The following is a 24,745-nucleotide window of genomic DNA, read 5'->3' as shown; positions in this document are numbered from 1 at the left end:
TGTAACTTCAATTAAACTGAATCAAAATTGAAACGACTTTTTAAAAATATAATTTTATGTTTTTTTAGTCTAAGTGGTTGGTTATTGAGTGCCCAAGACAATTTCTTTTTAAAGAATGATACTAGTAAAAAAATAAACTTCGAATTTACGAGTAACCTAATTATCATCCCAATTGAGATAAACGGCGTAACCTTATCATTTGTGTTAGATACTGGTGTGAGTAAACCTATTCTTTTCAATTTAACGGAGCGAGATTCTTTAGATTTAAAAAATACAGAAACTTTTTATCTACATGGTTTAGGTGCTGATGGAAAACTTGAAGCTTTAAGATCTAGTAATAATAGGTTTAAGATCGGTGATGCGGTAAGTAACAATCAGGATTTGTATGTGGTGTTTGATAATACCATAAATTTTACGCCAAGACTAGGTGTTTTGGTTCATGGTATTATCGGTTATGATGTTTTTAAGGATTTTGTTGTAGAGATTAACTATAATTCAAAATATATAAGATTATACAAACCGAACTCATTTAAACCAAAAACTTCAAAAAGGTGGAAAACGATTCCTGTTGAGATTCATAGAAAAAAACCATATGTAGAATCTAAAATCACACTAGATGGCAATGAAAAACTTGTAAAATTACTCATAGATACTGGTAGTAGCGACGCATTGTGGTTATTTGAGGATGATAGTATAAAACCAAATAAGGATATGTTTTTTGTTGATTATTTAGGCAAAGGACTTAGCGGATCGGTTTATGGGAAACGGTCTAAAATCAAAAAATTTGAGTTAAATAATTTTGAATTGAACGATGTTAATGTGGCTTTTCCAGATTCAATCTCCATTGATCTGAGCAAAATATACAGAGGTAGAAAAGGCAGTTTGGGAGGCGAAATTTTGAAGCGCTTCAACCTCTTTTTTGACTATGCCAATAATAAATTGCATCTACGAAAGAATAGTTTTTTTAAAGATCCTTTTACTTACAACAACAGCGGAATAGTCTTAGAGCATAACGGAACCATGTTTGTAAAAGAACAGATTAGGGTGCCCTCGAATGATAAACTTAGCCCAAACAATAAAAATGCGATACAAATCGATTTTTCTATAAATCATAGAGTGGTATTAAAACCCATATACCAGGTGGTGGAATTAAGAAAATCGTCTAACGCGTATGCATCAGGTTTAAGAGTCGGTGATATTATCATTAGTATTAATGGTAAAGAGGTCTTTGATTATAAGTTGCCAGAAATCAATGAGATTTTTCACGGCAAAACAGGGAAGAGCATTAAGCTAAAAGCAGCTCGAAACGGTGAAACCTTAACATTTAAGTTTAAGTTAGACAATGCCTTCAAAAAAAATGAGCCCTCAGAATGAGAGCTCATAATTCTATTATAAGATTGAGGCTTATTGCTCAACCACGCTTTTGTTTTTCTTTTCTAAGACACTTGTTTTATCTGGGTCTACTACCAAACCTTTAATCTTAAGAGCCACTGTAGGTGTCTCAGCATTAGAGATAACAGTAATAGTCTTTCTAATAGGATTTACTCTATTGGTGTCATATTTTACTTCAATTTCACCTGTTTCTCCTGGCATAATTGGTCCTTTCGGCTTTTTAGGCACTGTACAGCCACATGTAGATTTTACGCTAGAGATTATTAATGGAGCATTACCAGTGTTGGTAAATTCAAAAGTTCTTACTCCGTCAGCACCTTTTTCAATTGTACCATAATCAATAACGTCTGTCTTAAATTCAATTTTTGCTACTTTTTTCTCTTGTGCAAAAGATCCCAGACTAATTAGACCTACAAATAAAATTGCTATTAAATTTTTCATCATTTAAATTTTTAAATTGATACTATCAAAATTACTTACTTTTTAACTCTCCTCAAAATTAATTAGATGTAATGCACTGTATTTAACAGTATTTAAGGCTTTAAGCGCATATTAATCACCTAATAATTTTTCAAAAAAAGAAATATAAGTACTTTTGTCAGTTACTTAGCAAAAACGATACCAAAATATGGAAATCCCATCAAAATATAATGCGCTGTCAGTAGAAAAGAAGTGGTATGACTACTGGATGGAGCACAGTTATTTTCACTCAACACCAGATGAAAGAGAGCCCTACACCATTGTAATTCCTCCTCCAAATGTTACTGGAGTATTACATATGGGTCACATGCTTAATAACACCATACAAGATGTGTTAATACGTCGTGCAAGATTATTGGGCAAAAATGCGTGTTGGGTACCAGGTACAGACCATGCTTCTATTGCAACCGAAGCTAAAGTTGTTGCTAAGTTAAAAGCGGAAGGTATTGATAAAAATGACTTATCTCGCGAGGAGTTTTTAAAGCATGCTTGGGATTGGACAGAAGAGTATGGTGGAGTCATTCTAGAACAGTTAAAGAAATTGGGCTGCTCTTGTGATTGGGACAGAACCAAATTTACCATGGATGACGATATGTCTGAAGCGGTAATCAAAGTTTTTGTAGACCTATACAATAAAGGACTCATTTACAGAGGTTACAGAATGGTAAATTGGGATCCAGAAGCAAAAACAACCTTGTCTGATGAAGAAGTTGAGTACATAGAAAAACAAGGAAAGCTATACTATGTCAATTATAAAGTTGAAGGAAGCGATGAGACATTGACTATTGCCACAACACGTCCTGAAACCATCTTAGGTGATTCGGCCATCTGTATTAATCCCGAAGACCCAAGACATCAAAACCTTAAGGGTAAAAAAGCGATTGTACCAATTTGTAATCGTGTTATTCCTATTATAGAGGATGACTATGTAGATGTAGAGTTTGGTACAGGCTGTTTAAAAGTAACACCAGCACACGACGAAAATGATAAGGTTCTTGGTGATAAGCATAAGTTAGAGGTTATAGACATCTTTAATGATGATGCAACCTTAAATAGTTATGGTCTGCATTTCCAAGGACAAGACCGTTTTGTAGCTCGTAAAGCGATAGTTAAAGAGTTGGAATCCTTAGGGCAGATTAATAAAATTGAAGATTATACCAATCGTATTGGAATTTCCGAACGTACCAAAGCGATCATCGAACCTCGTCTAAGTGACCAGTGGTTTTTAAAGATGGAAGATTTGGCTAAACCAGCTATAGATGCTGTGTTAAAGAATGATGAGGTTAAATTGTTTCCAAAAAAGTTTGAAAACACCTATCGTCATTGGATGGAGAACATAAGGGATTGGAATATCTCTCGTCAATTACTTTGGGGACAGCAAATTCCTGCTTATTACTATGGTGATGGCAAAGAAGATTTTGTTGTTGCTGAGAATGAAGAAGATGCTTTAAAATTAGCACGAGAAAAAACAAACAATCAGCAACTAACAACCAACGACCTAACACAAGATACTGATGCACTAGACACGTGGTTCAGCTCATGGTTATGGCCAATGAGTGTATTTGATGGTATTCGAAATCCAGAAAACGAAGACATAAAGTACTACTATCCAACGAACGATTTGGTAACAGGACCAGATATTCTATTTTTTTGGGTGGCTCGTATGATTGTTGCAGGTTATGAGTATAAGGACGAAAAACCTTTTGAAAATGTCTATCTCACAGGATTGGTGAGAGATAAGCAACGTCGAAAAATGTCTAAGCAATTAGGAAATTCTCCCGATGCTTTAAAGTTGATTGAAGAATATGGTGCAGATGGCGTACGTGTTGGATTATTACTGAGTTCTGCCGCAGGAAACGATTTGATGTTTGACGAAGCCTTATGCCAACAAGGAAAGCAATTTGCTAATAAAATTTGGAATGCCTTTAGATTGATTAAAGGTTGGGAAGTTGATAATAATATCACCCAACCGAACTCAAGTAAAATTGCTATCGAATGGTTTGAAGCTAAATTTCAAAAGACCATTGTAGAGATTGAAGATCACTTTAGTAAATATAGATTGAGCGATGCCTTAATGGCAACGTATAAGCTGATTTGGGATGATTTTGCATCTTGGTTATTGGAAATTGTTAAGCCTGCTTACCAACAGCCTATTGATAAGAAAACTTTGGAAGAGGTTATATCTATATTTGAAAACCTCTTACGTATTCTTCATCCTTTTATGCCATTCTTAACTGAAGAAATTTGGCAGTATATAGAAGAACGCTCTCCTGAAAATGCTCTGATAGTTTCAAGATGGCCAGAGAAAAAACTGATCAATGAACAATTGATTTCTGAGTTTGATTTTGCAAGCGAGGTTGTATCTGGTATAAGAAACATTAGAAAGCAAAAGAATATAGCCTTCAAGGATGCTATTGGTTTCTCTGTTGTTAATAATGAAAATGAAGCTTCAACTTTTGATGAGGTTATCGCTAAACTCGGTAATTTAGAAAGCTTCGACTATGTAAAGGAAGCAGTCGATGGTGCGTTGACATTTAGAGTAAAATCCAACGAATATTTTATTCCGATGGAAGGTAGCATCGATGTAGAAGCAGAGGTTAAAAAATTAACTGAAGAATTAAATTACACAGAAGGTTTTCTTAAGTCTGTTCAGAAAAAATTGTCTAATGAGCGTTTTGTAAATAATGCACCAGAGCAAGTTGTAGCATCTGAGAAAAAGAAAGAAGCGGATGCACTGGCTAAGATAGAAACAATTAAAACAAGTTTAGATAGTTTAAAGTGAACTAAGTAAATTTTGACAATTAATAAAAAAAAAGGCTACTAATTTAGTGGCCTTTTTTTATTTACCATTCGTTAATCTTATTGCTATCTAACTTTATAAAGATAAACAGTAGAATTGTAAAGCCCCAAAGTCCTGAGCCACCATAACTAAAAAAAGGTAGAGGAATACCAACCGTAGGGATTAAGCCCATAACCATACCAATATTAATGGTAAAATGCACAAAGAGAATAGAAGCCACACCATAACCATAGACACGGCTAAATTGTGACTTTTGTGATTCTGCCAAATACAGGACCCTAATAATAAGAAGCACAAATACCAAGACTACAAAACTACTACCCAAAAAACCCCATTCTTCACCAACCGTGCTAAATATATAATCGGTTTCTTGTTCAGGTACAAATTTACCTGTGGTTCTGGTACCTTGTAAGAATCCTTTTCCTGTTAATCCACCAGAACTTATGGCCTGTTCGGATTGGATGAGGTTATAGGCTTCATCCTTTTTCATCCGCTCTAGTTTCACTGGGTCTTTTTCCAGTCGTAACCAAAGACTGATTCTGTTTTGTTGATGAACTTTTAGACCATGCTCGTAAAATAATTTTACACCATAAGAAAATCCTATAGCTACGCCCAAGACAAGCAAATATTGCAGAATAGACGCTCTTTTCTTTTTTCTTAAAAAATATCGTAGTCCCAAAACAATTAAACAGGCCATAGCAGTTGTCACCATACCAAATTTCAATGCCAGAACTGCCAATATTATCAATGATAATGCTACAATAAGATAGATTTGTTGCAGGCCTTCTCGATAAAAAACAAAGAAAAACGAAAGGTAAACAATAGTACTACCTGCATCATTTTGAAGTAGTATCAATAGTGCTGGTACAAATATGATGGCAACAACCCGTAATTGGTCTTTTAGGGTTTGCATATTAGTCTGTAGATCACTTATATACTTGGCAACTGCCAAAGCTGTAGCAAATTTGGCAAACTCACTAGGTTGTAGAGTCATGCTGCCAATGGCATACCACGAGCGTGCGCCATTAATCTCTTTGCCGAATAAAAATAAACCCATCAATGCCAATAGTGCGACGAGATATATGATACTGGCAAAGCGTTCATAAAACTTGGCTTCAAAAGAGAGAATCAGTACGATGAGCACAAATGTGAGACCTATGAAAATAAGCTGTTTTCCATAAAGTTGTGAGGTGTCAAAGTAATTGACGATATCGCCATCATGCGATGCCGATAAGATATTGAGATACCCAAAACCAACCAGTAATAAGAATAAGATGATAGTTAGCCAATCAAATTTAAAACGTCTTTGGTTTTCTCTAAGCATACATTAAGACTTTGGGATTTCGGCTTTAAGTTTCAACAGGTTTTGAAATTCTTCTTCACTTATTGGTTCTAATGTAGTTTGTCTATTAATGCCAAAGGATTCACCTGAATATGGTTTTTCGTATTCATGCTCAAGTGAATAACGAAGCACAAAATTCTCCATATCCTTTCGGGTAATTTCGCCTCTAATGTAATATTCTATCATTAAACTTGCCATTCTTCCTGCAAATCGACTTCCAAAATATCCGTTTTCAACAAAAACTGCTATAGCAATTTTCGGATTGTCTTTTGGAGCAAATGCTACAAATATGGAGTGGTCTGTAAGTTGAGTTTTAACACTATCTATGATTGCAAAGTTTTCTGCTGTACCAGTTTTTCCACATATGTCGATACCTTTTACTTGCAACATATTTGCCGTCCCTTTGTTGTAAACATCATACATGCCTTCTACAACAGGTTCAAAATGCCGTTTATCTATGGTAGTATGGTTTGGAGTCGTAAATTTCGTGGGTATGGTTTCTCCTTCTATATCTTTAATAATGTGCGGTGTATAATAGTAACCACGATTACCAATCGCTGCTGCCATATTTGCTAGCTGAATAGGAGTTGCCAATACCTCTCCTTGGCCAATAGCATTAGAAATAGTAAAAGTAGTGTACCATCTGTTTTTACCGTAAGCTCTGTCATAAGTGGCTGCAGTTGGTACTTTTCCAGGCTGACCAACCGATAGATCGTTATTTAGGTAATCGCCTAGGCCAAAACTTTTGATGTGCTTACTCCAATTGTCCATGCCTTCTGCTGGAGTGTCATATTTATCCATTATCCTCCTGTAAACATTGGCAAAGTAAGCGTTACATGATTCATAAATACCTATATTCATATTCGCTGGACTTCTATGGGCATGGCATCCCATTTTACGGTTACCGTACCGATAACCCATCGCACAACTAAAACGTTCCTCTGTAGTAACCACACCCTCTTGCAATGCCACTAAAGCATTTAAAGTTTTAAATGGCGAACCAGGTGGGTACATGGCTTGAAGCCCTCTATCGAATAAAGGTTTTGCAATACTATCTCTATAAAGTTTATTAAAGTTCTCTGAGCGATTCCTACCTACCAATAAATTAGGATTATATGAAGGGCCTGAGACCATAGCTAAAATTTCACCAGAACTGGGCTCAATGGCAACAATACCACCTCGTTTGTTAGTCATTAAAAGCTCACCATAAGCCTGAAGTTGAGAATCTATAGTAATAGTTATATCTTTTCCTGGGACAGGTAATGTGTCAAGTTTGCCTTCTTTAAAAGGGCCTATATCTTTATTAAATCGGTCTTTTTGAATGAACTTAATCCCTTTTACACCTCTGAGGATGTCTTCATAAGTTTTTTCTACACCTTGCTTACCAATTAAATCCCCCAGTTTATAATAAGGTTGTTGGGCAATAATACTGCGATTAACTTCTCCAATATCACCAAGTACATTGGCGCCAATTGTGGTTTGGTATGAGCGTAATGAACGTTTTTGAATATAAAACCCTTCGTATTTTCTCATTTTTTCCTGTAAAACGGCGTAATCCGTTTTAGACAATTGAGGGACAAAAGGTGAAGGAAGTCGAGGTGAATAATTTGTGGCTCTTTCTAATTTTCTGGCATAATCTTCCTTTGTTATTTTTAAGAGTTTACAGAATTCATTTAACTCCAAAGAATCCAAAGGTTCTACTTCCCGTGGTATTACCATGACGTCATAAGAAGGCTGATTAGCAACCAAAAGCTCACCGTTTCTGTCATAGACATAACCACGTTTGGGGTAGTTGTAAACTTTTCTGATGGCTGTGTCTTCAAAAACATCATATTCATAACCACCATAGATTTGGAGATAGAACAAGCGCGCTATAAAAACAAGACCAACAAGTACAACAGTAGTTAGGAGTAATAGTTTTCTCATTTTTTGTTTCTACTAAATAAAATTACAATCAATACACTGAGTATTATAGTGAAAATACTAGAGAATAACGTCTTTTTCAATATTAATAGTATGCTCGAAATGTTAAAAACTTCAAGGGAAAACAAGACAAAATGATGGATTAAAGTTCCAAAGCTTACATAGGTGATTAGGCTACCTAAATCCGTATTGCTAAACTTAATGGTTTGATGCTCGTATAACATACCAAAAGAGCTTTTTAAAAGCACTGGCCTTGAGTATGCTAAAAATACAGCTGCAGCTGCGTGTATTCCGCCTGAATCAGAAAACATATCTACCAACATACCCAAAAGAAAGCTTGTGATTAGCAAAACCATTCTAGTTTCTCTAATTGGGAAAAGAAAGATGAAAATGATGTAAATATACGGGTTGATATAACCCATAAAATTAACATTGTTGCACAACACAACCTGTACCAGTAACAGTACAACAAATCGGATGCTATTTGATGCTACAACATTATTCATCACTACTGCTTTCTAGTGTTTTAATTTCTTCTTTATCAAGATTTTCAAGAATGTAAATTGTTCCAATATTGGTCATATCGTTAAACAACTTTACTTGTATGGTGTAGGTGTCTCCGCTAATATCGGTTTCAAAACTTTCTATTTTACCGATACCAATGCCTTTTGGGAAAATTGCTGATTGCCCACCAGTTACAATCGTATCACCAACCTTTACAGGTGCAAATTTTGAAACATCAATGAGTTGAGCAAATTCTGGGGAATTGCCATTCCAGATTAAAGAACCTATGTGGTTAGAAGATTTTAGCTTTGCGTTTATTCTACTTCTTTTATTTAAAATAGAAAGCACTGTTGCATAATTTTTTGAAGTGTTGTCTATAATACCAACAATACCTTTTGAGGTAATGACACCAAAATCTTGTTTCACACTATCTTTTTTTCCCTTGTTTATAGTGAGATAATTATTGGTTAGTGAGTAGCTGTTTTTATATACATCGGCTACTAGAACTCTATAGCGTCCGCTTGAATAACTAGTGTCGATTACAATACTATCTGCGGTTGTTTCCGAATTGAATAATTGTTCTCTAAGCCTTTTGTTTTCTTCTGAAAGGATTTTATTCTCTTGCTCTAAATCGAAATATTTATCGACTGAATTTACAGCACCGTAAACACCTCCAGTTAATCCATTAGCTGAATTTATAAACTTACTTCTGTGATAGGAATGCGATTGAATGGTGAGAGCTAAGGCAATGCTAAAAAGCAATAAAAACAACAGAAAGGTTTTGTTTCTTATAACAAAATTGATGATTTGTTGCATTATTTACTTCTTATTTTATCAATACGCTTTTGTATTTAGATAAGTTTTTAAGTACAATTCCTGTACCTCTAACTACAGCTCTTAAAGGATCTTCGGCAATATAAACCGGTAAATCTGTTTTTTGGGATAAACGTTTATCTAATCCACGTAACATGGATCCACCTCCTGCAAGATAAATACCTGTATTATAAATATCGGCTGCTAATTCTGGCGGAGTTTGAGATAAGGTTTCCATTACAGAATCTTCAATACGTAAAATGGACTTATCTAAAGCCTTGGCAATTTCACGATAAGAAATATTAACCTGTTTTGGTTTACCTGTCAATAGATCACGCCCTTGAACGCTCATGTCTTCTGGTGGTAAATCTAAATCTTCGGTTGCAGCACCAATTTGTATTTTAATTTTTTCTGCGGTTCTATCTCCAACATATAGGTTATGTTGTGTGCGCATATAATAAATTATGTCGTTAGTAAATACATCACCAGCAACCTTCACCGACTTGTCACAAACAATACCTCCAAGGGCAATTACTGCAATTTCGGTTGTACCACCACCAATATCAACAATCATGTTTCCTTTTGGTTGCATAATATCCACGCCAATACCAATAGCAGCAGCCATTGGCTCATGGATTAAGTAAACTTCTTTGCCATTAACGCGCTCACAAGATTCTTTTACAGCTCGCATTTCAACTTCTGTAATTCCTGAAGGAATACAAACCACCATTCTTAACGCAGGATTGAAAAACTTTTTCTTTAATGCGGGAATATTCTTGATGAACAAACTAATCATCTGCTCAGAAGCGTCAAAATCTGCAATTACACCATCTTTTAACGGACGAATGGTTTTTATGTTTTCGTGCGTTTTACCTTGCATCATGTTGGCTTCTTTACCAACAGCAATAATTTTTCCGCTAATGCGGTCTCTGGCTACTATAGATGGATTATCAACTACAACTTTGTCGTTGTGTATAATTAATGTGTTTGCGGTTCCTAAATCTATGGCTATTTCTTCCGTCAGGAAATCAAAAAATCCCATGCGCTATTTTAATATTAATTTGGGTTAATCGGGTCAAAATATATGACTACGCGTAAATGTAATAAATTATACGTTATTTCTTCGTTTATAGACGTTTATTGCTTTGATTTTTTTTAGTGCTTAAAATGACGTGTTCCTGTAAACACCATAGCGACATTATTTTCATTACAATAATTGATACTTAATTCGTCTTTAATTGACCCACCAGGTTGAATAACAGCAGTAATGCCTGCGTTGTCGGCAATCTCCACACAGTCAGGGAAAGGGAAGAACGCATCACTTGCCATTACAGCGCCTTCTAAATCAAAATTGAAAGACTTCGCCTTATGTATGGCTTGGTTAAGTGCATCAACACGACTTGTTTGTCCTGTACCACTTGCACATAATTGCTTATTCTTCGCTAAAACTATGGTATTGGATTTGGTGTGCTTGCACAATTTTGAAGCAAATATTAAATCTTCCAATTCGCTTTGCGACGGTGTTGAATTGGTAACGGTTTTTAAATCGTCTAGGCTGTCGGTTTTATTATCTCTTTCTTGTACCAATGCACCATTTAAACAAGTTCTAACTGTGGTTTTTGGTAATTCTACGTCATTGAGAATTAAAAGAATTCTGTTTTTCTTTCCTTTCAGAATTTCTAAGGCTTCGTCACTAAATGAAGGTGCAATGACCACTTCACAAAATAATTTATGAATTTCTTCTGCAGTAGCCTTATCAATCTCTGTATTAGAAATTAATATACCACCAAATGCTGAAACTGGGTCGCCAGCTAAAGCATCCACATAAGCTTGATGCACAGTTGCTCTTTGAGCAAAACCACAAGCATTATTGTGTTTTAGGATGGCAAAAGTTGGGTCTTCGCCTTTAAATTCCAATATTAAATTTACGGCAGCATCAACATCTAACAAGTTGTTGTAGCTTAATTCTTTACCGTGAAGTTTGGTAAACATGGCATCAAAATCACCAAAGAAAAACCCTTTTTGGTGTGGGTTTTCACCATAACGCAAAACTTTACCATTGGTTTTACTGATTTTTAGCGAAGCTATATCGTGATTTTTATTGAAGTAGTTAAAAATCGCAGAATCGTAATGAGATGATACGTTAAATGCTTTAGCGGCAAATCGTTTTCTGTCATCTTCAGAAGTTTCTCCATTTTTAGTTTCAAGTAGTTCCAAAAATTCAGCATAATCATCAACCGAAGATACACAAGTGACATCAGCGTAATTTTTTGCTGCAGCTCTGATTAGGGAAATACCTCCAATATCAATTTTTTCAATAATATCTTGGTTGCTTGCTCCAGAAGCTACGGTTTTTTCAAAAGGGTAGAGGTCAACAAGAACCAAATCGATTTGAGGAATCTCAAATTCTGCCAATTCAGCAACATCTCCATCATGATTTTGACGATTCAAAATACCGCCAAAAACTTTAGGGTGTAAAGTTTTTACACGACCACCAAGAATGGAAGGGTAAGAAGTGACATCTTCAACAGCAATAACATCGATGCCTAGGTCTTTGATGAATTTTTCTGTTCCTCCAGTAGAGTAGATGGTAACGTTGAGGTCGTTGAGTTTTTTGACGATTGGTGCCAATCCATCTTTGCTAAATACTGAGATTAGCGCAGAGGACATAGTTTTGTTGCTCATAATGTTGTGTTGTGAATTTTGATGTTGCAAAAATAAACATATTCACTAGTAAAATTGTAGTGGTAAAACGAGTTTATTTAAGTTTTTTGTAACAATAAATTGTTGAAAACGTCCTATCTTTAAATTGATTTAATTTTGCCAACCTATGCTTGTCTATTTAAGAGTATTTAAAGAGAGTTTTTCATTCGCGTTAAATGCGCTTAGAAACAATAAACTACGTACATTTTTATCGCTGTTAGGCGTTACGGTTGGGATCTTCTCCATTATCGCTGTTCTGGCTGCGGTAGATTCCTTGGATAAGAATATTAAAGATAGCTTATCTGGTTTAGATAAAAATACCATCTACTTATCGAAATTTTCTTTTGGGCCAACAGAGGTTCCACGTTGGAAACGCGATAACTTTCCTCAAACGGATTATGATGATTTTGATTTTGTGAGGAGAAATGTTCCGGATATTGAAGCTTCTGCTTATATGATATTTGGTGGTAATGAAACGGTACGTTATCAGGCAGAAACGGTATCTGGTGTTAATGTGACTCCGGTTTCTAATGAAATTTATACTATTGAAGACTTTAAAGTTGAACAAGGAAGATTTTACTCCGAACTAGAATCTGAAACTGGTGCTCCGGTTATAGTGCTGGGTGCAGGTTTGGCAGAAAATCTTTTTGATTCATCAAATCCAATTGGGAAACAAATTCGTGTGTATGGCAGAAAACTCAGCGTCATTGGTGTATTGAAAAAAGTAGGTGCAGGTTTAGGAGATTCTCCAGACGACAGGGCTTATGTGCCAGCAAATTTTGTAAGACGTTTTAAAAACGGAGGAGTAAGCGGTTTGCCTGGAGCAATAATCATAAAGCCAGAAAAAGGTGTGGATATTGGTGCTTTTGAGAGCGTTTTAAAACAAAAGTTTAGAGCTTTTCGTGGCTTAAAAGCAGATGAGGATGATAACTTTTTTGTAAATAAAATAGCTGGCTTGGTATCTTTTGTTGATGCAATTATAGCTACACTGAATTTAGTGGGCTGGGTTATTAGTGGCTTCTCACTATTGGTAGGTGGTTTTGGTATTGCTAATATTATGTTTGTAAGCGTTAAAGAACGTACCAACCTTATTGGAATTCAAAAGTCTTTAGGTGCTAAAAACAGATTTATTTTATTTCAATTTTTGTTTGAAGCTGTTATCCTAGCTGTTGTTGGTGGTTTAGTTGGGCTGTTGTTTGTTTGGATTATAGCAATGGTGATGAATGGGGTTGTCGGTGATGATTTTGAATTTGTACTCTCTTTCGGAAACATGTTCCTAGGCTTTGCTTTATCAACGTTTATAGGTTTAATCTCTGGAGTCGTTCCGGCTATATCAGCTTCTAAGTTAGACCCTGTTGAGGCTATTAGGACTGGGATGTAGTATTTTAGTTGTAGGTTGTTGGTTGTTTTTCTTTGCGACTTTGAGAGAAATTTTAAATAATCTTTGCAACTTCCTTACAAACAAACTCCAAAAAACGTTCATCTGCTTCCGTAAAAGGATCTGGAGTATTTGAATCTATATCTATTTGACCAACATTTTCACCATTGACAAAAATTGGTATAACGATTTCTGCCTTTACGGTGATACTGCAGGCAATGTAATTATCTTGGGCAGACACATCTGGTACTACAAAATTCTGATTACTTACAGCTACTTGTCCGCAAATGCCTTTTCCAAATGGAATTATAGTGTGATCCGTCGGTTCACCAACGTAAGGCCCTAGTTTTAATTCGTGCTTATCACCATTTTTAAAATAAAAACCAACCCAATTGTAGTATTCTATGTTGGCTTCAAGGACTTCGCATATGTTGAGTAGGCGTTCGTCAACACTCAAATTATTTTGAGTGGCGATTTTTTTTATTTCAGGTTTTAAGGCTTCAAATGTCATTAGTAAAAAAACTTTTGGTAAAAGTATTTAAAACCTTCAATTTTGAAATAGGGTTTTCATAAATTTAACAGCAAACTAACATTATCTTTTTCAGCTGAGAGAACTTTTAGTAAAATATAAATTGGTTATCCGTTTCATAGTCACGTTTTTAGCGGTCTATGGAGTGCTTAGTATTGGTTATCATTTGTATTTGAGCCTTTCAAGTGGTTCTGAGTTTTATCCAGACTATATGACCAATTTAGTAGCAAGGCAAACTAACACATTGCTCAATGGTATTGGCTATGACACCAATATTCTGCCGCATCCTCATGAGCCTTCAATGAAAGTTATTATAAACGGAAAATTTGTAGCCAGAGTCATTGAAGGTTGCAATGCTGTAAGTATTATTATTTTGTTTTTATCGTTTGTGGTTGCCTTTGCGGGTAAGTTTAAAACCACTTTTTTATATTGTTTTGCAGGAAGTATTGTTATCTATGCATTTAATTTAATTCGTATTGTGATTCTATCTGCAGGTCTTTATCACTATCCATGGAGGCGAGAGATTTTACACAATGTTATTTTTCCTATGATTATATATGGAACCGTCTTTGTGTTATGGATGGTTTGGGTAAATCGCTTTTCTAAATCCGTAAAATCCAATGCCTAAACTAACACGTTACATCATTGCATTTTTGTTGCTTCTGGTTTTAGTGGCGATTCGTGGGTTTGAGGATCAATTATTCTATGACCCTTATTTGGTGTTTTTTGAGAGTGAATATTTATATATCGACAGCCCGAGACGCGAAGTGGCAAAACTGACTTTTTTTACAAGCCTAAGATACTTGCTCAATACATTGGCATCGTTAGGGATTTTATACTTTATTTTCAATGATAAGATTATGATAAAGTTTGCTTCATTAATCTATGTAGTCGCTTTTATATTGCTGATCATTCTATTTCTTTACTTCGTCATTAACCCTAAGCAAGAGGATTACTATTTGTTTTTCAATATCAGACGATTTTTAATTCAGCCTATACTGTTAATATTGCTGCTTCCAGCGTTTTACTACTATAAGTTGAAACGTTAAGAGTTCATAAATTTCTCCTTAAATCCATTCAGTTTTATACTTTTGCAGTGTGAAAATTCTACTATCACATAAGATTTTTTCTGTAGCACTATCGTTTTTGGTAATGTTTTCAACATTGTCATTGACCATAGAGAAGCATTTCTGTGGAGATGTGTTAATCGATGTTGCCATTTTTACAGAAACTGAAAAATGTGCTATGGAAGCTTTTGAAATAGAGCAAGAAAAAATCACGAAGATATCTTGTTGTAAGGACGAAATTGATGTTCTAGATGGTATTAACCTAATAGCTACAACCTCTTTTGAGGATTTAGACGAAATACAAAAACAACTTCTCCTTTCTTACTTTAACTCTTATGTTAATCTGCTTGAAAGTTTACCAAATCTTGTAGTCCCTCATAAGGATTACTCACAACCATTACTTATCAAGGATATACAAGTCCTTGACGAAGTTTACCTTATTTGATTTTGTATAAACCTTCTTACTGAATTTCTACTGGGCTCAATGGGACAGTAGGAATAAACTTTAGTTATACATACAAATCAAGCAAATGAAAAATTTTTTAATATTATGTTTCTTGTTCTTATCACTGATTATTTCAGGGCAAGAACAGCTCAAAGGCATTGTTTTAGAATCGAGCTCAGGGAAAGAAAGTCCATTGCCAGGTGCCAATGTGTACTGGTTGGGCTCTTCAGTAGGTGCGATTACCAATGAAGACGGAACGTTTTCCTTACCGTATAAATTCTCATTCAATAAATTGGTGATAAGTTATGTCGGTTTTAAAACCGATACCATAACCGTTACTGAAAACAAATACATTAAGCACGTTTTACAAGCATCTGAAGAATTGGATGCCGTTACCGTAACATCACGCAAGAAAGCTACGGCCAGATCTTATCTAAAAGCTACAAATACGCTTTTTGTAAGTAGTGATGAATTGTTAAAAGCGGCTTGCTGTAACCTCTCAGAAAGTTTTGAGACCAATCCGTCTATTGATGTCAATTTTGCGGATGCAGTTTCAGGAACTAGACAGATTAAAATGTTGGGATTAAATTCTCCATACATTTTAATTACTACAGAGAATGTACCAGCAATTAGAGGTGCGTCTCAAGCCTATGGGTTAAGTTTTATTCCTGGGACTTGGGTAGAGAGTATTCAGATTACAAAAGGATCTGGAAGTGTAGTTAACGGATTCGAAAGCATTGCTGGCCAAATCAATGCAGAGTTGGTAAAACCTACAACAGACGATAAATTATTCGTGAATGCTTATGGTAGTGTCAATGGTCGATTGGAGTTGAATACGCACATTAATCAAAAGATTTCAGATAAATGGAGTACAGGTTTATACTTACATGGAAATTTAAGAAATCAGAAGTTCGATAAAAATGATGATTCTTTTTTAGACGTGCCGTTAAAAGAGCAAATCAATGTGATGAACCGTTGGCAATATACCAATGGAGAAAAAGGAGTGGTGAGTTTTATTAATCTGCGATACCTTAATGATAACACACAATCTGGTCAAGTGGATTTTAATCCAGATATAGATAAAGGAACCACCAATTTCTGGGGAAGCGAAATCAATACCGAACGTATTGATGTGACAACTAAACTCGGCTATGTAAATCCTGAAATTCCCTATCAAAGTTTAGGGTTTCAGACTGCTTTTAGTCATCACAAGCAAGAGTCTTACTTTGGATTGAATTTATACGATATAAAGCACAATAGTTTTTATTCTAACTTGGTTTACAATAGTATTATTTCAGATTCGCGCCATAAAGTAAAAACAGGATTGAGTTTTACCTACGATCATTATGACGAGGTAGTAAATACCGATATGTTTGAACGAACCGAGAATTCGGTAGGTGCTTTTTTTGAATATGCTTACGATAATTTAGATAAGTTGACCTTAACAGCAGGTTTACGAGTCGATCAACATAATAGATTGGGCTTTTTTGTAACGCCAAGACTGCATATTAGATATACACCTTGGGAGAAATCAGCATTTAGGGTATCTGTGGGAAGAGGAAAAAGAAGCGCCAATATTTTTGCTGAAAACCAGAATATGTTCTCTAGTTCAAGACAAATCAATATTCTAAATTCGGGTGGAAAAATTTATGGTCTAGACCCAGAAATTGCATGGAACTACGGATTTAGCTATTTGCAAGGCTTTAATTTATTTGGAAGAAAAGCGGATATCACTTTCGATTTTTACAGAACCGATTTTCAAAATCAGGTGGTAGTGGATTGGGAAAATCCTTTTGAAATTAATTTCTATAATTTGGAAGGCGATAGCTATGCCAATAGCTTTCAGTTAGAATTTAATTATAATGTCTTTGATAATTTTGATTTAAGGACAGCTTATAAATATTACGATGTAAAAACGGATTATAATTCTGGTAAATTACAGAAGCCTTTGACTCCAGATCACCGTTTATTCGCCAACGCATCTTATGAAACGAATGAGAAGGAGAACGGAAGCCAATGGAAATTTGACGCCACATACAATTGGTTGAGTGAACAGCGATACACAAATACGGATTTAAGTCCTATGGAATTTCAATTACCTGATGAAACACCAACAGTTGGGACATTAAATTTACAGATTACTAAAGTGTTTTCTCCAAAATTTGAAATATATGTAGGTGGAGAAAATGTGACTAATGTTAGTCAGCCGAACCCAATTGTTAGTCCAGATAATCCGTTTGATTCAAATTTTGATAGTAATTTTGTGTATGGTCCAATTTTTGGAAGTATGTATTACGCAGGATTGCGGTATAAATTGAAATAACAATTGAAACGTCATTGCGAGGAAAGAGGAACGATTTACGCGGCAATCTTTTAAATTAAAACAAATAATTTAAAACCGAGGATTGTCCCCTTGAGGGGACTTTAGGGGTGGTTTAACAATAATAAACAAAACAAAATGAAAAAAATAATTTTAATTTTCACATTATTAGTAACAACAGCAACCTTCGCCCAAAACAAAAATGCCAAGGCGAGTATGGAAGTCGATGGTGTCTGTATGATGTGTAAAGAACGTATAGAAAAAGCAGCCATTAGAACCAAAGGTGTAAAATCAGCGGTTTGGAATGTAGATACACACGAGCTAAAACTCATTTACGATGAACGTAAAACCGACTTAAAGACCATTTCTAAAAAGATAGCTGAAGTTGGGCATGACACTAAAGAGATAAAAGCTACTGACGAAGCTTATGAATCTGTACATCCATGTTGCAAGTATCGCGATAAAGATGTGGTAAAAGACCACGAAGGGGAAAAGAAGAAAAACGATAATTAAAAGATAAAGCCTGAATTTAAATTCAGGCATTTTTATTTTAAAATTGTTAAAATACTATCACAACTTTTAATACCACGTTCGGTTGCTGCTTTTTTAATCATTAAAGCTCCGTTAACGCTCTGTAGGATGTTTTTAAACAGTTTTTCGTTGCTGTAACCAAATTGCCCGCGTCTCATGGCATCAAAATCGGCATTGTCTATCATATATTTACCCAAGTACTCTTTGTGTATAATGTCTAAGCGTTCGTAATCCTTGAGCATTATTTTATAATTGGAGTAGTGGGTTTCTATGACAGCTTTTAAATCAAAATCGTCAATGAGTTTAAAATCACCAGAATTAATCATGGTTTGGTAAGTGACATCTTTTGGGAAAAAATCTGACGAGGTAAAAACACTGTAGATTTTGTTCATTTTAGAGCGCTTTTCTGGATTATCGGTATTGATTAATGGCAAAACTTCGTTTAAGACTCCAATTTTCATACCTATGGATTGGGAAATGGATTCAAGATTCTTCTTGTCAACTTCAATATCGTTTTTAATATTTTCTAGATATTGTTGTTTTAAAGTATCGTCTTTTTTTTCGTCGGCACATTTATTCATGCTAAAGGCTATGGTAATTCCTACAATAACAATAAGAATCTCACCTATGGCATAGCGCACTCCTTTTTTCATAGTTGGCTAGTTTTTATAAAGCTATGAAATTTATGACAATAAAATCCAAACGGTGAAAACTTATGGTAGCTAACGAATAAAAAATCTTAATAGGTTTTAGTTAAATTATTCCCAATGAAAGTATCACGGATTCACATTATATCTACCTTTAATATGTTCTTTTAAAAACAATAAAGTTATGGGACAAACACAGTCTAAAGGTAAGCCTTCCGCGCCTAAACAAGCGCCTAAGAAGACTCCACAGGCTTCTCCAAAGAAGAAGTAATTTGTGGTAGGTTTATTTCGTATAAACCTTTTATTCAAGTAAGAAAAGATTAAAAAAACCACCTCTAAAAAAGGTGGTTTTATATTGTGTTAAAAGCATAGATTTACTAAAATACAAGACCTCACAGGTTTTTAAAACCTGTGAGGTCTATAAAAACAAAAGCCCTCGATTTTCATCAAGGGCTTTTAAATTTATAACTGACCTAAGTCAATAAATTATCTGTGGCGATTCGCCGCCTACATCATTCCTGGCATTCCGCCTCCACCCATTGGTGGCATAGCAGGCGCATCTTCTTTGATGTCCACTAAAGCACACTCAGTTGTTAGAATCATACCAGCTACAGATGCGGCATTTTCTAATGCGATACGAGTTACTTTCTTAGGATCAATGATACCAGCTTTAAGCATGTCAACATATTCTTCAGACTTAGCATCGTAACCGAAGTCTTTTTTACCTTCCATCACTTTGTTGATGACTACAGAACCTTCACCGCCAGCATTTTCTACAATTGTGCGTAATGGAGCTTCAATAGCTTTATTCACGATTTGAACACCAGTAGTTTCGTCTAAGTTCTCAGTAGATAATTTCTCTAATACTTTCTTAGCGCGAACAAACGCCACACCACCACCAGCAACGATACCTTCTTCTACGGCAGCTCTGGTTGCGTGTAATGCATCATCAACACGGTCTTTCTTTTCTTTCATTTCAACTTCAGATGCAGCACCAACATATAGTACCGCAACTCCACCAGCTAATTTAGCCAAACGCTCTTGAAGTTTTTCCTTATCATAGTCAGACGTTGTAGTTTCGATCTGAGCTTTAATTTGGTTAACACGTGCTTTGATATCTGCAGCTTTACCTTCACCGTTTACAATAGTTGTGTTGTCTTTGTCAATAGTTACGGTTTCTGCTGTACCTAACATAGACAAGTCTGCATTTTCAAGAGAGAAGCCTCTTTCTTCAGAAATTACAACACCACCTGTAAGAATAGCAATATCTTCTAACATCGCTTTACGCCTGTCGCCAAAACCTGGTGCTTTTACAGCAGCGATTTTCAATCCACCACGTAATTTGTTCACAACCAATGTTGCTAAAGCCTGTCCTTCTACATCTTCTGCGATAATTAATAATGGACGACCAGATTGAGCTACTGGCTCTAATATTGGAAGGATTTCCTGTAAGTTAGATATCTTCTTGTCGAATAATAAGATATATGGATTCTCTAAATCGGCAATCATCTTATCAGAATCCGTTACGAAGTAAGGAGATAAATAACCTCTGTCAAACTGCATACCTTCAACCACATCTACATAAGTATCCAATCCTTTTGCCTCTTCAACAGTGATAACACCTTCTTTACCAACTTTTCCAAAAGCTTTTGCGATAAGTTCACCAATGGTATCGTCGTTGTTTGCAGAAATTGCAGCAACTTGCTTAATCTTATCAGAATCGTTACCTACTTTTTTAGACTGCTTGTCTAATTCATTTACAATAGCTTCAACAGCTTTGTCAATGCCACGTTTTAAGTCCATTGGATTGGCACCAGCTGCAACGTTCTTAAGACCTTCTTTTACAATTGCCTGAGCTAATACGGTTGCGGTAGTTGTACCATCACCAGCTAAATCATTGGTTTTAGAAGCTACTTCCTTAACCATCTGTGCTCCCATATTCTCTAGTTCGTCCTCTAGCTCAATTTCTTTTGCTACAGAAACACCATCTTTAGTAACTTGTGGTGCTCCAAAGGATTTACCAATAATTACGTTACGACCTTTAGGCCCTAAGGTTACTTTTACTGCGTTTGCTAATGCGTCGACACCACGTTTAATGCCGTCGCGTGCTTCAATATCGAATTTTATATCTTTTGCCATCGTTAAAATTTAATTTTAGCGTTCCCGTGAAAACGGGAATCTGTTTGTGTTTAATTTGTTTTTCTATTGCATTTCGACTGCGCTCAATGTGACAGTAGAAATTCAATTTTTATTTTAGAGTAATAGTTCCTTCCCTCTGGGAAGGTTAGGTTGGGCTTTTTAAATAATCGCCAATATATCGCTCTCGCGCATCATTAAATAGTCCTTACCTTCAAGTTTAAGTTCGGTACCACCATATTTTCCATAAAGTACAGTGTCACCAACTTTAACTGTTAAAGGTTCGTCTTTTTTTCCGTTGCCAACAGCAACAACAGTTCCCTTTTGCGGTTTTTCTTTTGCATTATCTGGAATAATAATACCAGAAGCTGTTTTGGTTTCAGCTTCCATAGGTTCTACTAGAACTCGGTCTGCTAAAGGTTTAATGTTTAAAGCCATTTTTTAAATATGTTTTAGTTGTTTAATTAAAATTTACGCTAAAGCGTATTTCGAAAATTGTGCCAAGGCAATGAGACTGACAAAGTTTCAGATTTAGTCTTTAAATAGATAGAAATAAAAAAAGCCAACTGTAACAGTTGGCTTTAAACTTATATATAACAGAAAACTATTTTCCTATTGTATGGTATCATTTAAATTTACAGCATCTTCTGTTGAGGCTGGTAATGTAGATGGTGTTTCAACGGCTTCATCTGCATCCAAAGCTGTAGATTCTGCACTACCACCTATATCCAATGTTAAATTTGAAGCCAAAATCAATAGAATAAGTACAGTGGCTAAAAACCAAGTACTCTTATCTAAGAAATCACCTGTTTTCTTAACACCTCCTAATTGTTGTGTGCCTCCGCCTCCAAATGAAGATGATAAACCACCACCTTTTGGGTTTTGAACCATAATCACTGCTACTAATAGAAATGCTACTATTACGATAAGGATTAAAAATATTGTAAATGGACTCATTTTATATTGTATTATCTTTTAATTCTTCTACCAATTTTATTTGGTCTGCAAAGAAACTACTTTTTTCTGGATATTTCAAACTTAAAATTTTATAAGATTGAATGGCTTTATCATAGTTTTTTTGCTCTAGGTAAATCCGTGCCAAGGTTTCAGTCATTAAGCTATCTGAAACGTCTGCTTCATTGTTTACCAACTTAGGTTTTGGCGCATTACTGGCAACCGGTTTTATCTTAGGATTTTCATTGATAAACTTGTCTATGATAGCCAGTTTTTCTTCTAATGGTGTAGTGCTTTTGCTTTCAGAATTGCTATTGTCGTTATCTTTTGTTTCTTCCCTTACAATAGGTTTAAAGCTTGTAATTTTTAACCATTCTGCAAACGAGTGACTTTCTTTTTTGTCGAACTCAAGAGGCTTTCCTATGTTAAGTTTTTTCTCTGGTGCAATATTATCTACATCTATTGAAATGACAGAGTCTTCAATGTTTTGGATTTCGGTTTTTGATATAGGATTATTTTTAGCTTTAAATAAGTTAGGGTCGAGTACACCTTCTGTGGCCTTGATGTGCTCTTTTAAGGCATCGTCAATCATTACGCTTTTGTCAACAGAAATATCATCAACTTCACTAACCTCTATGGACTTAATGTTTTCAGAATTTTGTTTGATTTGATTTGAAATCTCATTCTGATTAAATACGTCTGACGTAATATAATCAAACAAAACACTGCGATCCGCTGTATGAGCAGCCGTAATTTTTAATGCGTTATTGTATTTATAGCTTTCTTTCTGTTTTAGACCTTTAAGATGTAAAGCTCGTAAGGGTTGAAAGTATGGGTACTCATTAATTTTTGAAGAAAGCATATCAGTTTGATAGCCAGTTATGGCTTCAGGATGTTGTAAAAGATATGTGAGTTCTTGGAGCTGCATAGTTTACCAATCTGCTAAAGTAGCATTAATTATATCTTGTGTCAAACGCTCAAAAATAACTTCGAAGGCTTCATCTTTTAATCCGCCAACCAATTGTTCGTTAGCGCCATAGTCATAGAAAAATGAAAAACGCTGTTCCATATCCTTTTCGGAATCTTGGGTATTAAAATAACGAACATTTATGCTAATAGTCAGTCGGTTTTGTGCTGCCGTATTCTGAGCAGTAGCAGTCATCGGTGCGATTCTATACTCAATAATTTCACCTTCGTAAATAACTTCACCTCCAGAATTGACTAATTGAGCACTTGTTTGGTTTTGGATGATATCTTGAAGCGCATTTGTAAATTGAATATCTAATCCAGGTTCAACCAAGTCTGCATTATTCTGAAAGAAGTTGACCTGAAACGTTTCTGGTGTTTCTGTAAGTCCGGTAAAAGAGTATATGCCACAATTTGTTAATGTGATAGCTATTAGAAGTAAGATACTGCCCTTTATTAATTTCATTTAAATGCTTTTAATGGTTTAAGGTGTTTGCTGAAAACGCAATAGTAACCTTAAATATTTCTACAATCTTCATAATTAATTCTTAAAGATCGTATTGCTTAATCTTTCTGTACAGTGTTCGTTCACTAATGCCTAATTCTGCTGCGGCCAATTTACGCTTTCCATTGTGGCGCTCCAATGATTTTTTGATGAGTTCTAATTCCTTGTCTTGTAGAGATAAGGTTTCTTCTTCTTCAATTTCCTCAGCGAAATGATACTTGTCTTCCACTTGTTCAGGTTCATCTTCCTTTGCCTGGACATGTTCAGGTATTGTAAGAACCTCTAGGTCTTCTACAGCATTTTCAAACTCCTCATCTTTATCGTCTCCGTAAATCTTTTCAATAAGATGTTCGTTTTCTTTTTGCACATCTGAGTTGCTGCCATTCTTCATCAACTCCATGGTGAGCTTTTTAAGATCGTTAAGATCACTCTTCATATCAAACAGAACCTTGTACAAAATCTCGCGTTCGCTGCTAAAGTCACTTTCGGACTTAGAATTGTTCACAACTGCAGGTAAATTACTGCCAGTGTTTGGTAGATAATGTTGGAGGGTAGTTGCGTTTATGGTGCGATTGTGTTCTAAAACTGAGACCTGTTCTGCTACATTACGTAGTTGACGTATGTTTCCATTCCAGCGGTATTTTAAAAGTAAAGCAATAGCATCATCGGTCAGCTTTACCGTTGGCATTTTATATTTTAATGCAAAGTCACTGGCAAATTTTCTGAACAATAAATGTATGTCTTCTTTTCTATCTCTCAGAGGAGGTAAATTGATTTCAATAGTGCTGAGACGATAATAAAGGTCTTCTCTAAACCTTTCTTTTTTTATAGCTTCGAACATATTGACGTTGGTCGCAGCTACAATTCTAACATTGGTTTTTTGGACTTTACTTGAGCCGACTTTTATGAATTCTCCATTCTCCAGCACACGAAGCAAACGAACCTGAGTAGTCAATGGTAACTCGCCAACTTCATCCAAAAATATGGTACCACCATCGGCAACTTCAAAATAACCAGAACGGGTTTGGGTAGCACCTGTAAAAGCGCCTTTTTCATGACCAAAAAGTTCACTGTCAATAGTGCCCTCTGGTATGGCTCCACAGTTCACAGCAATGTATTTGCCGTGTTTGCGATGCGAAAGCTGATGAATAATCTTAGGTACGCTCTCTTTACCGACACCACTCTCACCTGTGACCAATACCGAAATATCGGTTGGCGCAACTTGTATGGCTTTTTCTATGGCACGGTTGAGTTTAGGGTCGTTTCCTATAATACCGAAGCGTTGTTTTATGGCTTGTACGGATTCCATT

Annotated in this window: 23 protein-coding genes; 8 read left to right on the top strand and 15 right to left on the bottom strand. The window is 35.5% G+C overall.

Going from position 1 to position 24,745, the window contains the following annotated elements:
- The first annotated feature begins 84 nt into the window (after positions 1–84).
- Complete coding sequence (locus tag ACQ65V_RS02000) at positions 85–1,374, top strand: pepsin/retropepsin-like aspartic protease family protein (protein WP_235898282.1); 1,290 nt, start codon at positions 85–87, stop codon at positions 1,372–1,374.
- Between the two features lie 30 nt (positions 1,375–1,404).
- Here the strand turns inward: ACQ65V_RS02000 and ACQ65V_RS01995 are convergent, their stop codons facing one another.
- Complete coding sequence (locus ACQ65V_RS01995; RefSeq protein WP_155088635.1) at positions 1,405–1,833, bottom strand: DUF1573 domain-containing protein; 429 nt, start codon at positions 1,831–1,833, stop codon at positions 1,405–1,407.
- 187 nt (positions 1,834–2,020) lie between these two features.
- On the opposite strand from ACQ65V_RS01995, the gene ACQ65V_RS01990 reads away from it, so the two are divergent.
- The gene (locus tag ACQ65V_RS01990; protein WP_155088454.1) at positions 2,021–4,654 is read left to right on the top strand and encodes a valine--tRNA ligase; all 2,634 of its coding nucleotides are present in this window, start codon (positions 2,021–2,023) and stop codon (positions 4,652–4,654) included.
- Between the two features lie 61 nt (positions 4,655–4,715).
- Here the strand turns inward: ACQ65V_RS01990 and rodA are convergent, their stop codons facing one another.
- From rodA to purH, 6 genes are all read right to left on the bottom strand, one after another.
- Positions 4,716–5,996 (bottom strand): rod shape-determining protein RodA, encoded by a 1,281-nt coding sequence (rodA, locus tag ACQ65V_RS01985; RefSeq protein ID WP_155088455.1) that lies wholly within the window; start codon positions 5,994–5,996, stop codon positions 4,716–4,718.
- A 3-nt stretch (positions 5,997–5,999) separates the two neighbouring features.
- The gene (gene mrdA / locus ACQ65V_RS01980) at positions 6,000–7,940 is read right to left on the bottom strand and encodes a penicillin-binding protein 2 (RefSeq protein ID WP_155088456.1); all 1,941 of its coding nucleotides are present in this window, start codon (positions 7,938–7,940) and stop codon (positions 6,000–6,002) included.
- Entirely contained in the window at positions 7,937–8,443 is a 507-nt protein-coding gene (locus tag ACQ65V_RS01975) for a rod shape-determining protein MreD (protein WP_155088457.1), read from the bottom strand. Before ACQ65V_RS01975 ends, mrdA begins: the two co-directional genes overlap by 4 nt.
- Positions 8,436–9,257 (bottom strand): rod shape-determining protein MreC, encoded by an 822-nt coding sequence (gene mreC, locus ACQ65V_RS01970; RefSeq protein WP_155088458.1) that lies wholly within the window; start codon positions 9,255–9,257, stop codon positions 8,436–8,438. The genes ACQ65V_RS01975 and mreC overlap by 8 nt, the downstream gene beginning before the upstream one ends.
- Positions 9,258–9,267: 10 nt before the next feature.
- Positions 9,268–10,296: a rod shape-determining protein gene (locus tag ACQ65V_RS01965; RefSeq protein WP_155088459.1), complete on the bottom strand. Its 1,029-nt coding sequence runs from the start codon at positions 10,294–10,296 to the stop codon at positions 9,268–9,270.
- Positions 10,297–10,409: 113 nt separating this feature from the next.
- The gene (gene purH, locus ACQ65V_RS01960) at positions 10,410–11,939 is read right to left on the bottom strand and encodes a bifunctional phosphoribosylaminoimidazolecarboxamide formyltransferase/IMP cyclohydrolase (RefSeq protein ID WP_155088460.1); all 1,530 of its coding nucleotides are present in this window, start codon (positions 11,937–11,939) and stop codon (positions 10,410–10,412) included.
- Positions 11,940–12,084: 145 nt separating this feature from the next.
- On the opposite strand from purH, the gene ACQ65V_RS01955 reads away from it, so the two are divergent.
- The gene (locus ACQ65V_RS01955) at positions 12,085–13,338 is read left to right on the top strand and encodes an ABC transporter permease (RefSeq protein ID WP_430466672.1); all 1,254 of its coding nucleotides are present in this window, start codon (positions 12,085–12,087) and stop codon (positions 13,336–13,338) included.
- A 52-nt stretch (positions 13,339–13,390) separates the two neighbouring features.
- On the opposite strand, the gene ACQ65V_RS01950 is transcribed toward ACQ65V_RS01955, so the two are convergent.
- Positions 13,391–13,846, bottom strand: coding sequence for a GAF domain-containing protein (locus tag ACQ65V_RS01950; RefSeq protein WP_412560089.1), 456 nt, complete (start codon positions 13,844–13,846; stop codon positions 13,391–13,393).
- Positions 13,847–13,940: 94 nt separating this feature from the next.
- Here ACQ65V_RS01950 and xrtF point away from each other — a divergent pair, with 94 nt between their 5' ends.
- The 5 genes from xrtF to ACQ65V_RS01925 all read left to right on the top strand — a co-directional run bounded on the left by xrtF (position 13,941) and on the right by ACQ65V_RS01925 (position 18,209).
- Positions 13,941–14,492 (top strand): exosortase family protein XrtF, encoded by a 552-nt coding sequence (gene xrtF / locus ACQ65V_RS01945; protein ID WP_430468608.1) that lies wholly within the window; start codon positions 13,941–13,943, stop codon positions 14,490–14,492.
- Positions 14,485–14,913 (top strand): exosortase F system-associated membrane protein, encoded by a 429-nt coding sequence (locus ACQ65V_RS01940; protein WP_412560090.1) that lies wholly within the window; start codon positions 14,485–14,487, stop codon positions 14,911–14,913. The genes xrtF and ACQ65V_RS01940 overlap by 8 nt, the downstream gene beginning before the upstream one ends.
- 49 nt (positions 14,914–14,962) lie before the next feature.
- Positions 14,963–15,376 (top strand): HYC_CC_PP family protein, encoded by a 414-nt coding sequence (locus tag ACQ65V_RS01935; RefSeq protein WP_430466671.1) that lies wholly within the window; start codon positions 14,963–14,965, stop codon positions 15,374–15,376.
- An 85-nt stretch (positions 15,377–15,461) separates the two neighbouring features.
- Entirely contained in the window at positions 15,462–17,699 is a 2,238-nt protein-coding gene (locus tag ACQ65V_RS01930; protein ID WP_430466670.1) for a TonB-dependent receptor, read from the top strand.
- Between the two features lie 135 nt (positions 17,700–17,834).
- Positions 17,835–18,209, top strand: coding sequence for a heavy-metal-associated domain-containing protein (locus ACQ65V_RS01925; protein ID WP_273288797.1), 375 nt, complete (start codon positions 17,835–17,837; stop codon positions 18,207–18,209).
- Positions 18,210–18,241: 32 nt separating this feature from the next.
- Here ACQ65V_RS01925 and ACQ65V_RS01920 read toward each other — a convergent pair whose 3' ends face one another.
- The 7 genes from ACQ65V_RS01920 to ACQ65V_RS01890 form a co-directional block, all read right to left on the bottom strand.
- The gene (locus ACQ65V_RS01920) at positions 18,242–18,880 is read right to left on the bottom strand and encodes a DUF6090 family protein (protein ID WP_430466669.1); all 639 of its coding nucleotides are present in this window, start codon (positions 18,878–18,880) and stop codon (positions 18,242–18,244) included.
- A gap of 501 nt (positions 18,881–19,381) precedes the next feature.
- Positions 19,382–21,013, bottom strand: a complete 1,632-nt coding sequence (gene groL / locus ACQ65V_RS01915; protein ID WP_430466668.1) for a chaperonin GroEL — start codon at positions 21,011–21,013, stop codon at positions 19,382–19,384.
- Positions 21,014–21,172: 159 nt separating this feature from the next.
- Entirely contained in the window at positions 21,173–21,448 is a 276-nt protein-coding gene (locus ACQ65V_RS01910; RefSeq protein ID WP_155088470.1) for a co-chaperone GroES, read from the bottom strand.
- 174 nt (positions 21,449–21,622) lie between these two features.
- Positions 21,623–21,967, bottom strand: coding sequence for a preprotein translocase subunit SecG (gene secG, locus ACQ65V_RS01905; RefSeq protein WP_273288801.1), 345 nt, complete (start codon positions 21,965–21,967; stop codon positions 21,623–21,625).
- Between the two features lies 1 nt (position 21,968).
- On the bottom strand, positions 21,969–22,892 hold the full coding sequence (locus tag ACQ65V_RS01900) for a hypothetical protein (RefSeq protein WP_430466667.1): 924 nt from the start codon (positions 22,890–22,892) through the stop codon (positions 21,969–21,971).
- A 3-nt stretch (positions 22,893–22,895) separates the two neighbouring features.
- Positions 22,896–23,396: an LptE family protein gene (locus tag ACQ65V_RS01895; RefSeq protein WP_430466666.1), complete on the bottom strand. Its 501-nt coding sequence runs from the start codon at positions 23,394–23,396 to the stop codon at positions 22,896–22,898.
- An 82-nt stretch (positions 23,397–23,478) separates the two neighbouring features.
- Positions 23,479–24,744 carry a sigma-54 interaction domain-containing protein gene (locus tag ACQ65V_RS01890; RefSeq protein WP_155088474.1) on the bottom strand — a complete coding sequence of 422 codons (1,266 nt, stop codon included), beginning with the start codon at positions 24,742–24,744 and terminating at the stop codon, positions 23,479–23,481.
- Position 24,745 lies beyond the last annotated feature (1 nt).

This window comes from Winogradskyella ouciana, assembly GCF_965284585.1.
Lineage (GTDB): Bacteria > Bacteroidota > Bacteroidia > Flavobacteriales > Flavobacteriaceae > Winogradskyella > Winogradskyella ouciana.
This window is presented reverse-complemented; position numbering and strand designations above follow the sequence as displayed.